We start from the raw sequence: 1,406 nt of genomic DNA, 5'->3' as shown, positions 1-1,406 counted from the left end.
GCAAGGCTTCTGTGGTTGCCGCCCAGAGTGCAAGAAGATTCTGATCTAAATTTACGAGTGATCGAGCGCGGTCTTCTGTAAGGCCTTTTGGTGCGACGCTTTCAGAGGCCGCTGGCCGGTATGGTGATCTGCGGATCAGGTCCAAATCTGTTAATCGAGCTTTATCGCTCATAGCCTTGCACTGGTTTTCCTGATCCAGATCTGTTCGATCATATCGCCCATTCGGGTCGTCGCCTTCTTTCACCCTCCATTATCCGACGTCAGGCAGATTTTGCATCACATTGATCATGATGCTGCGACCTGCGTCGGAACTCGATAATCTTGGTTCTTCGTCAACAAAGCCCAGACTGTTCGGGCCATTTTGTTCGCCAAAGCGATCGCCACAAGCATCCGAGGCTTTCGCGTTATCATCCGCGCCAGCCAGGACCCTTCCGGAACCGATTTACGTCCCAACCAGTTCAGGCGAGACATTGCGCCGATAATTAGCAGCCTACGAATATCGGACTGCCCAGCCTTGGAAACCCCGCCAAGCCTTTCTTTACCGCCGGAAGAGAACTGGCGGGGGACAAGACCAAGCCACGCTGAGAAGTCGCGACCGCACTCAAAGCTTTCCATGGCCGGAGCGAAGGCCTCGACAGCCAAGGCCGTCAGTGGCCCGACGCCGGGAATCGTCTGCAAGCGCCGCGCCGTATCAGTTTCCCTAGCCAATGCCTTGATTTTCTGAGTCCGCGCATCAATGCGCGCGGTCTTTTCAGTTATCTGTTTCAGCAAGTCCTGACAGTCCTCGCGCATCAAAGCGGGCAAGTCACTGTTTGGCTCATTCAGGATCTCTTCGATCCGCTTGATCTGATGGATACCTTGCGGCACCACGTGGCCGTATTCATAGAGGCACGCCCTGACTGCATTGACCAGTTCGGTTCGCTGGTGGACCAGCCGCTCACGCGACCGAAACAAAATCGCCCGACTTTGCTGTCCTGAAGACTTCGGTTCGACGAAGCGCATTTCAGGCCGTTGGGCCGCAATTACGATGGCCTCCGCGTCTGACGCATCATTTTTCTGACGCTTTACAAACGGCTTCACGTACTGCGGTGCGATGAGCTTCACCTCGTGGCCGAGCCGGACCATCTCGCGGGCCCAGTAATGCGCGCTGCCGCAAGCCTCCATAACTACAACTACAGGGGCGTGGCCCGTCATGAACTTCAAAAACCCCTCCCTGGAAAGCTTCTTCTTAAACCGCACTTCGCCCGTCAGTGACGCGCCATGCAGCTGAAAAACAGACTTTGCCAAGTCTACTCCGATCATTGTATCCTTCGTCACGGTTGCCGTCCTTTCCGCTCAGTGGCCCTTAACACCACTTTTCTGGCACATCTTGATGCCGTCTGGGAGGGCGGCAACCACCCCATCTG

2 protein-coding genes are annotated in these 1,406 nt (G+C 55.5%); both read right to left on the bottom strand.

Translation table 11 applies throughout. The features are described 5' to 3' along the window. Nucleotides 1–244, bottom strand: a 244-nt coding sequence (locus tag BC360_RS32570) for a hypothetical protein (RefSeq protein WP_208858217.1), incomplete at its 3' end; no start/stop codon positions are given. 41 nt (nucleotides 245–285) lie between these two features. Beyond that, nucleotides 286–1,302: an IS110 family transposase gene (locus tag BC360_RS24485; RefSeq protein ID WP_065797201.1), complete on the bottom strand. Its 1,017-nt coding sequence runs from the start codon at nucleotides 1,300–1,302 to the stop codon at nucleotides 286–288. Between the last annotated feature and the right edge of the window lie 104 nt (nucleotides 1,303–1,406).

The organism is Ensifer sp. LC163, assembly GCF_001695855.1.
Classification (GTDB): Bacteria; Pseudomonadota; Alphaproteobacteria; order Rhizobiales; family Rhizobiaceae; genus Ensifer.
This window is presented reverse-complemented; position numbering and strand designations above follow the sequence as displayed.

What these genes read in the sequence shown, in the direction of transcription:
- BC360_RS24485 (WP_065797201.1), bottom strand. Translation starts at nt 1,302, where the DNA reads ATGATCGGAGTAGACTTGGCAAAGTCTGTTTTTCAGCTGCATGGCGCG.